Annotated in this window: 3 protein-coding genes, 2 tRNA genes and 2 rRNA genes (1 of these 7 only partly in view); all 7 read right to left on the bottom strand. The window is 35.4% G+C overall.

What is annotated here, in order from left to right:
• Positions 1-1,422, bottom strand: a 23S ribosomal RNA gene (locus KCTC32516_RS08515); it reaches 1,453 nt to the left of the window's first position.
• A 216-nt stretch (positions 1,423-1,638) separates the two neighbouring features.
• A tRNA-Ala gene (locus KCTC32516_RS08510) sits at positions 1,639-1,712 on the bottom strand.
• A 125-nt stretch (positions 1,713-1,837) separates the two neighbouring features.
• Positions 1,838-1,911: transfer RNA gene (locus KCTC32516_RS08505), tRNA-Ile, on the bottom strand.
• An 84-nt stretch (positions 1,912-1,995) separates the two neighbouring features.
• Positions 1,996-3,515 (bottom strand): 16S ribosomal RNA (locus KCTC32516_RS08500).
• Together the 16S and 23S rRNA genes with 2 tRNA genes alongside form the textbook arrangement of a ribosomal RNA operon.
• A 507-nt stretch (positions 3,516-4,022) precedes the next feature.
• Positions 4,023-4,724, bottom strand: a complete 702-nt coding sequence (locus tag KCTC32516_RS08495; protein ID WP_301399988.1) for a DUF4294 domain-containing protein — start codon at positions 4,722-4,724, stop codon at positions 4,023-4,025.
• A gap of 108 nt (positions 4,725-4,832) precedes the next feature.
• Entirely contained in the window at positions 4,833-8,486 is a 3,654-nt protein-coding gene (locus KCTC32516_RS08490) for a M1 family aminopeptidase (RefSeq protein WP_301399987.1), read from the bottom strand.
• Between the two features lie 104 nt (positions 8,487-8,590).
• A complete protein-coding gene (locus KCTC32516_RS08485) occupies positions 8,591-9,481 on the bottom strand; it encodes an ABC transporter ATP-binding protein (protein ID WP_301399986.1) in 891 nt (296 codons plus the stop codon).
• Positions 9,482-9,581: the final 100 nt, after the last annotated feature.

Genomic DNA, 9,581 nt, shown 5'->3' with positions numbered 1-9,581 from the left:
AATATTAACCTGTTATCCATCGACTACTCCCTTCGGATTCGCCTTAGGACCCGACTAACCCTCAGCTGATTAGCATCGCTGAGGAAACCTTAGTCTTTCGGTGTGCGGGTTTCTCGCCCGCATTATCGTTACTTATGCCTACATTTTCTTTTGTAACCACTCCAGCATACCTTACAGTACACCTTCTACGCAGGTTACAATGCTCCCCTACCACTTGTAATAAATTACAAATCCATAGCTTCGGTAATATGTTTATGCCCGATTATTATCCATGCAAAACCGCTCGACTAGTGAGCTGTTACGCACTCTTTAAATGAATGGCTGCTTCCAAGCCAACATCCTAGCTGTCTAAGCAGTTTCACCTCGTTAGTTCAACTTAACATATATTTTGGGACCTTAGCTGATGGTCTGGGTTCTTTCCCTCTCGGACATGGACCTTAGCACCCATGCCCTCACTGCTGTGTATATTTTATAGCATTCGGAGTTTGTCAGGAATTGGTAGGCGGTGAAGCCCCCGCATCCAATCAGTAGCTCTACCTCTATAAAACTTTACCACAACGCTGCACCTAAATGCATTTCGGGGAGTACGAGCTATTTCCGGGTTTGATTGGCCTTTCACCCCTACCCACAGGTCATCCAAAGACTTTTCAACGTCAACTGGTTCGGTCCTCCACTATGTGTTACCACAGCTTCAACCTGCCCATGGGTAGATCACCCGGTTTCGCGTCTACTACTACTAACTATGCGCCCTATTCAGACTCGCTTTCGCTCCGGCTCCATGTCTTAAACATTTAACCTTGCTAGAAACAGTAACTCGTAGGCTCATTATGCAAAAGGCACGCCGTCACACAGTAAATGTGCTCCGACCGCTTGTAGGCGTACGGTTTCAGGATCTCTTTCACTCCCTTACTTAGGGTTCTTTTCACCTTTCCCTCACGGTACTAGTTCACTATCGGTCTCTCAGGAGTATTTAGCCTTACCGGATGGTCCCGGTGGATTCATACAGGATTACTCGTGTCCCGCACTACTCAGGGTACCACTATCTAAACTTCGCTTACTTATACGGGACTATCACCCTCTTTGGTCTGTCTTTCCAAACAGTTCTAATTCACTTAGTTTCGAATATTGTGGCCCTACAACCCCAAAATTGCCGTAACAACTTTGGTTTGGGCTGTTCCGCGTTCGCTCGCCACTACTAACGGAATCACTATTGTTTTCTCTTCCTCCGGTTACTTAGATGTTTCAGTTCACCGGGTTTACTCCTATTACTAGGTGACATGTCTTCAACATGCCGGGTTGCCCCATTCGGATATTTACGGATCATAAAATATGTGCTTCTCCCCGTAACTTTTCGCAGCTTATCGCGTCCTTCATCGTCTCTGAGAGCCTAGGCATCCGCCATACGCCCTTATTTAGCTTATTGTACTTTTTGCTGTAGAATCACTTCTACAACGAGCTCTTTTATTATTTTTATAAAATTTTGCTTAAACTTAATTAAAAGTCTAAACCTTCTCTATCTATTTGATTCTTACGATATCATTATACCAATATGTCAATGAACTTTTTCCTTAGTATTCAGTGCTCAGCTGCAGTAGGCAGTGAACTGCTTACTGTAAACTGTGACTGTTTACTGGATTGTGGAGAATATCGGAGTCGAACCGATGACCTCCTGCGTGCAAGGCAGGCGCTCTAGCCAGCTGAGCTAATCCCCCGTTTTTTAGTAATCAGTAATCAGTGTTCAGCAATCAGTTATTACGTGATGTACTGGGTACTGCATACTGCGTACTGTAAACTGGTTTCCCAACTTCTAAAATTTCCTTAAATATCTAAAAATTAGTAGTCTCGGGCAGACTCGAACTGCCGACCTCTACATTATCAGTGTAGCGCTCTAACCAGCTGAGCTACGAGACTATAATAGCTTAAATATTTAGTATTTGTTTAAAATTAACAGCAAAGAGTAAAATCTTCTTTCGTAACTCACCATCTTTTCTCTAGAAAGGAGGTGTTCCAGCCGCACCTTCCGGTACGGCTACCTTGTTACGACTTAGCCCTAGTTACCAGTTTTACCCTAGGCGGCTCCTTACGGTGACCGACTTCAGGTACCCCCAGCTTCCATGGCTTGACGGGCGGTGTGTACAAGGCCCGGGAACGTATTCACCGGATCATGGCTGATATCCGATTACTAGCGATTCCAGCTTCACGGAGTCGAGTTGCAGACTCCGATCCGAACTGTGATATGGTTTATAGATTCGCTCCTATTTGCATAGTGGCTGCTCATTGTCCATACCATTGTAGCACGTGTGTAGCCCAGGACGTAAGGGCCGTGATGATTTGACGTCATCCCCACCTTCCTCTCTACTTGCGTAGGCAGTCCCGTTAGAGTCCTCAGCATGACCTGCTAGCAACTAACGGTAGGGGTTGCGCTCGTTATAGGACTTAACCTGACACCTCACGGCACGAGCTGACGACAACCATGCAGCACCTTGTGATCTGTCCGAAGAAAACTCTATCTCTAAAGCTGTCAGACCACATTTAAGCCCTGGTAAGGTTCCTCGCGTATCATCGAATTAAACCACATGCTCCACCGCTTGTGCGGGCCCCCGTCAATTCCTTTGAGTTTCAATCTTGCGACCGTACTCCCCAGGTGGGACACTTATCACTTTCGCTTAGTCACTGAGATAAATCCCAACAACTAGTGTCCATCGTTTACGGCGTGGACTACCAGGGTATCTAATCCTGTTCGCTCCCCACGCTTTCGTCCATGAGCGTCAGTATATACGTAGTAGACTGCCTTCGCAATCGGTATTCTGTGTAATATCTATGCATTTCACCGCTACACTACACATTCTATCTACTTCCGTATAACTCAAGTCAACCAGTATCAAAGGCAGTTCCATAGTTAAGCTATGGGATTTCACCTCTGACTTAATTGACCGCCTGCGGACCCTTTAAACCCAATGATTCCGGATAACGCTTGCACCCTCCGTATTACCGCGGCTGCTGGCACGGAGTTAGCCGGTGCTTATTCTTACAGTACCGTCAAGCTCCCTCACGAGGGAGTGTTTCTTCCTGTATAAAAGCAGTTTACAACCCATAGGGCCGTCTTCCTGCACGCGGCATGGCTGGATCAGGCTCTCGCCCATTGTCCAATATTCCTCACTGCTGCCTCCCGTAGGAGTCTGGTCCGTGTCTCAGTACCAGTGTGGGGGATCTCCCTCTCAGGACCCCTACCTATCGCTGTCTTGGTGAGCCGTTACCTCACCAACTAACTAATAGGACGCATAGCCATCTTTTACCAATAAATCTTTAATTCTAAATCGATGCCGATCTAAAATACTATAAGGTATTAATCTTCATTTCTAAAGGCTATCCCTAAGTAAAAGGTAGATTCTATACGCGTTACGCACCCGTGCGCCGGTCGTCATCTGTAGCAAGCTACAATGTTACCCCTCGACTTGCATGTGTTAAGCCTGCCGCTAGCGTTCATCCTGAGCCAGGATCAAACTCTTCATCGTATATTTTTATAATTTGGATGATATAGTTTCAAAAGAATTATGATTTATAAAAATCATGTAATCTTACTCTTTGTTTTACGCTGTCAATTTCAATATTTTCAATGAACGTTTTAGCTTCAATTAATCAATCTTATCAATCAATAATCTTACTAAATCTTTGTAGAAATGTTAGACTCGAACTAACTAATTTAATCCCTTAAACTATTCCAAAACTCCTCTTATTTCTTAACCTGAACTTTACTTATCTCTCAAAGCGGGTGCAAATGTATAAACTCTTTTCTTAACACAAAAACTTTTTTAAAGTTTTTTTTAATTTATTTTTGAACCACTACTTTGAATGAACTTATACCGAAATAACGGACGGCAAAGATACGAGAAATATCTTCTTAACCAAGAATAAAAGCAAAGAAAAGTGAAGTTTTTTTTATTCAAAAAATCAATATTCTAAAATTCAATAACTTATGAAATGAAATGAAAAATTTAAGAACTAAAACACACCTTAAAAGACTATTTTTTTCTTTTGGCAAACATCTTTTTATACTCTTCTACATCAACATAACCCTTAAAAGTATCGTACATCTTCACTAAATTGATTTTAAGTTTGGGTTTTTGCTCAATTAATCTTTCTTGAATAAACGCTCGTTGCAAAACATCTTCAATTAAATAATCCTCATTAACACTTTCTGGATGATACTCCGACTTCAACGACATTTTAAAGAAATTTGCTGTTGTATTGTACCAAAACGCACTCCAACCACTTCTTAGGTCTCTTATTTGATCGAATGTTGTTTTACCTGTTTGTCTATAAATCAACTTTATTAAGATTCTTCCTTCTGTTCTTGTCATACTTTTTAATTGCTCGGTAAACTCACCTTCTAAATACCGTTGAACAATCTTAATGTACTTCTTCTTACTTCTTTTACTTTTTATTCTAAGTAACCTAGCGTTTAATGTATCTAATCTTTTAGAAGCAAGAACAGCATAAGGATAGGCTTTAAAAACTTTTTTTCTAAACCAATAATAGTAGTTAATATCTTCTTTTTGTTTGAATTTCGTTTTTGGTAATAATTTTACTTCATCTAGATCAATTGTTAAGGTATCTCCTACTTTTATTAAAATATACTTTTCGGGCAGCGGAATAGTATCTTTAACTTGACTTAATGTAGTTAATGAAAAGAATAATAAAAACAGAAGTAAAAGGTTCTTCATCTTTAATAGGATAAGAATGTAAAGGTATTATATTTTGTTAGATTTTTATAATAAAAAAAGCTCATACATATAATAACGCATGAGCTTTTACTTTTTAATTTTCAACAATCAATTTACTTTCATTCGGTTGTCATTAGAATTGATATCAATTAATTTATTGTACGGATCCACTCCAACCTCAGTCGGCTTTTTATCTACAATAAGTATCAGCTTATTATTGATTTTTGTAATCTTATGTTTCTTTAAATAAAGTTCTTTTTCTTTCTTTTTACCATTCACTTCTTCTTCAGTAAAAATACCGATATCTATATAATCTGCTAAAGGCACCGATAATATTGGTTTTTTCATATCAGCAGTTTTGTAAGACAATGTATCTCCTACTTTTTCTCCATAATACCGTTTTCCTTTTTCATCATTTCTATATTTAGAAACTTCAAACTCAATTTCTACTTGGTATTTTCCATTTTCTAACTCAGTAGTTTTTGCGTCTAAAACCCTATTTCTATACAATGTGATCGTTTTAAACATATCTTTAATTACGTATTTTAAAGAATCTGGCGTTACTTTATTTATATAATCTACCATTTGTATGGAAGTTGTATAAGGAGGATCTTGAAATTTCACTTTTTCAACATACTTTTTTAAAGCTCCGTTTAACTTTTCTTCGCCTATATAATCGCTCAACGCATAAAAAACCAGAGAACCTTTTTGATATCGAATATACCCTTGTCCGTCATTATACATCAATGCATTTTCGCGTTTTCTTTCTAAGGTTCTTTGCAGTAAATATTTATCTAAAGCATCTTTTAAAAAGGTTCGCATTTTTTCTTTTCCGTGTTGATGTTCTAATACTTTTAAAGCAACATATTCCGACATACTTTCTGACAACATGGTTGCCCCTAAAACATCTGCACCAATTACTTGATGCGCCCACCATTGATGTGCAACTTCATGAACGGTTACTGCAAAAGGGTAATCAACACCATCCTTATTTTTATCATCTACAGCTGCAATAAAACCAAATCCTTCTGAAAATGGAATTGTATTTGCAAATGATTGCGCAAAAGTTCCTAAAGTTCTTGGAAACTCAATTATTCTTGCTTGTTTATGTTGATAAGGACTAAAGTTCTTAGCATTATATGCTAAAGAAGCTTTCAGCCCTTTCATCATTCTATCTAAATTAAAAGTATGTGGTTTATGGTAGTAAATTTCTAAACTAATTCCGTTCCACATTTCTTTTTTTACTTGATATCTTGCAGAGTTAAATGCATAGAAGTTTAAGATTTTACTATCCATTTTATAATGGAAATATCTTCTATCTCCTTTAATCCATTCTTTTTGCAAATAACCTGGAGCAATTGCAATTTGATCTTTTAATGTAGAAACCGTTGCTTCAAAATCTATCCAATCAGAATCTTTAGAGATATACGTGTTTCCTAAAGCAGTAGAATCTGTAGGCATTGGACGTAATTTATTCTTTGGCAAATCGTATTTTTTACGCGTTTCATCATCTGTTAGTTCTCCGGAAGGAGAATATCCTAAAGAAGGAAACATTAAAAAATTATTGATAAATGTACCGTTTTCTAAAACAGGAGAATTAATTTTAAATAGCGTATTTTCATCACTTTTTACAGTAATTGCCAACTCTAAAGTATCTCCTGGAATTATTTTTTTATCAAACTTATAAATATCAAAATTAAGAATTGTGTCTTCTAAAACTAAGGTATTTGGCTTGTTAAAAGTAAATGTACTTTTTAATGAATTATGATTTAAAAAGACGCTATCAATTTCTTTTTTGGTTTTATTAATCATCACAAAAGTTGCAGAAGCGCTGTAAGTTCTTTTCTTCGGAAATATATTTACATCCGTTTTTACAGAAATAATTCTTGGCTGTGCATAATCTTCATATTTTTTATAGGTTTTTTCCCATTTAACTCGTCTTAATTCTGCTTCTTTTGATGAAATTCTTTTTCCGTTACTAGCAGTTTCTTTATAAATTGAAAATCCTAATCCTAAAAAAGCAATTAAAAATACAGCAAAACTAATTGCATAAACTCCTTTAAAACGTTTTTTTGCAATTGAAAATCTTTCTGCAAGTGAAAATGGAATTCCACGAACCCAAAATAAAGCAGCAGTAACTAACAATATTAATCCACATAAAACCCAATACAAATTATAAATTAAATAAGGGGAAAGAATTCCATAACCATCCATATCTGAATAACTATAACCTGGACCTTGATTGTATTTAAGAATGGCTTGTTCTATTCCTGCAAGTGATAAAAATGGTATAACCATAGAAACTACCAACAACACAAACAATCCTAAGTAAGCGTTACCAATTATTGTTTGAATAAAAATGGCTAATAATGCCCAAATAAAAAATCTAAGAAAATCTAAGAAATATAACTCTATTAAATAATGCCCTATTTCAAAATTATAATATCCATTATACATTTGAAAAAGCATTCCAGAAACCATGATTACAGCTAATAAAACAAATTGCATTTTTATTAATGCAATTACTTTAGAAAAAAGCAATGTCCAATTTGGTATTGGAGTTGCATCAACTAAATGATTTATTCTCACAATTTTTGCTCTATGCACTAACATACCTGCATATAAAAATGTACAGATATTTATGGACGCACCAAATATATTTCCATTACTTAATGTTTTCCAAGTAACAGGCAATGTTGGTGTTCCAAAAATATTTCCTATTTCAGACAGTCCAACGAACAATAAAACCAAACCAACTAACACAATAGAAATAAAAGCCCAACTTTTAACAATATATTTAAAATCGATATTAGACAATCTCCAAGTGGTTTTTAAATTTTGAACAAATGAATAATCAAATGAAACTTTTGGTAAATTAATTCTTGTAATTCCACTAAAATTAGTTTTTGTAACTCTTTCTGCTTTTGGTTTTCTAAAGGAAAAAGAAATTGCATTTTGACTAAAAGTGAAAAACCTGTACACCAATCCAAAAATTAACGTTGAAATTGACAACCAAAATAAACGATTGTAAATAATCATCTCTTTGACAGGAAGTTGCATTTCATTTTGCTCTGAAGGTGTCCAATATTTGGTGTAATAATTTGTAGCTGCTGCTCCAAAAGGATCTAAAATAGCCGCTAATGTTCTATGTTCTGGCTCAGAAAGCAAACTTTCTAAAACTCCTTGACCGAACATTAAAATAATAACGGTAATAAATCCGGCGGCAATATTTCTTGTAAATGTTACCACTGCAAAAACTATCGCTCCAAATAATAAAATGTTGGGCAATATAAATACAAAATAGGTTTGTAAATATGATACTGCATTAAAAGAACCAACAATATCTGGGTTGGTTCCAGAAACTCGAAATCCAACAACCATTCCTAGTGTTATTGAACAAGCAATTAAAGAAACCACTACAATTGAGCTAAAGAACTTAGCAAAAAGATAGTCTGCTTTTGTAAAAGGATACGAGTACAAAATGGTGTGCATTTCGCTTTTGTAGTCTCTATAAACCGAGACTCCAACAATTGAGGGAAATAAAAAGAAAATAAAAATAGTTAATGCGTTAAATAAATTGGCAACTCCAATTGGCGAATTTACAATTCTTGAAGAACCCGTTGTTGCGGTAATTGAATCAAAAAAACCAGCGGTAGTTGCAGAAATAAATAATGATAAAACTAAAAATATTGATAGATAAATATAAAATGCGGGTCTACTAAACCAGTATTTTAATTCTTGTTTAAATATTGTAAAAAACATAATTATGAAAGTTATTAGTGATGAATTTTGAGTGATGAGTTCTTGTGAATTCTATAACCAAAACTTAAATTTAGCTTCAACTTAAAATTCACAATTCAAAACTCTTAACTTGTTAAAACCGGTTCGTCTTGTTTTAAAGCGATAAAATAAACATCATCTAATTGCGGAGTTGCAGCTTCAAAATCTTCTGATGGTTTTTCAGCCGAATGTACTCTAATATTCAATGTATTATCTTGATTGTAATTTGATGACAACACATTGTATTGAGTTAAATGATTATCTAACTCATCTCTATCAATCATTTTTTTCCAAATAGTTCCTTCAATCTCTTTTGTAGCTTCCTGTGGCGTTGTATGATTTAAAATTCTACCACCATTTAAAATCGCCATTTCATTACACAACTCTCTTACATCATCTACAATATGTGTTGAAAAAATAACGGTACAGTTTGTACCAACTTCACGTAAAACATTTAAAAACCGATGTCTTTCTGCCGGATCTAATCCTGCGGTTGGCTCATCAACAATAATTAATTTTGGATTGTTTAATAACAATTGTGCTATTCCAAAACGCTGCTTCATTCCGCCAGAATAACCAGCAACATGTTTTTTTCTTACATCATATAAATTGGTAATTTCCAACACTTCTTTTACCAACTCTTTTCTTTCAGATTTTGATGAAATTCCTTTTAAAGTAGCAAAATAATCTAATAACTCTTCTGCTGACATATTAGGATATACGCCAAATGATTGCGGTAAATAACCCAATATTTTTCGCAAAGACATATTGTCTTCTAAAACATTGATATCACCAAACATAATAGTTCCTGAATCTGGACTTTGCAAAGTAGCAATTGTTCTCATTAAAGATGATTTTCCTGCGCCATTCGGACCTAATAATCCAAACATTCCTGTGCCAATTTCAATTGATAAGTCATCAATTGCTTTTACACCATTTTTATACGTTTTGGTTAAGTTTTCAATTTTTAATTTCATTTTAGTGCAATTTTTTTAGTTGATTTATAGTAGATAAGTGTGAAAGTTACAACTTTTGTTACATATTTTTAAAATAAATGTAAATGAGCATTCATTAGCA

The organism is Polaribacter huanghezhanensis (assembly GCF_030444335.1).
Classification (GTDB): domain Bacteria; phylum Bacteroidota; class Bacteroidia; order Flavobacteriales; family Flavobacteriaceae; genus Polaribacter; species Polaribacter huanghezhanensis.
This window is presented reverse-complemented; position numbering and strand designations above follow the sequence as displayed.

Bases quoted from the DNA above. Each gene is read 5' to 3' on its own strand.
- KCTC32516_RS08495 (WP_301399988.1), bottom strand. From the start codon at position 4,724: ATGAAGAACCTTTTACTTCTGTTTTTATTATTCTTTTCATTAACTACA.
- KCTC32516_RS08490 (WP_301399987.1), bottom strand. From the start codon at position 8,486: ATGTTTTTTACAATATTTAAACAAGAATTAAAATACTGGTTTAGTAGA.
- KCTC32516_RS08485 (WP_301399986.1), bottom strand. From the start codon at position 9,481: ATGAAATTAAAAATTGAAAACTTAACCAAAACGTATAAAAATGGTGTA.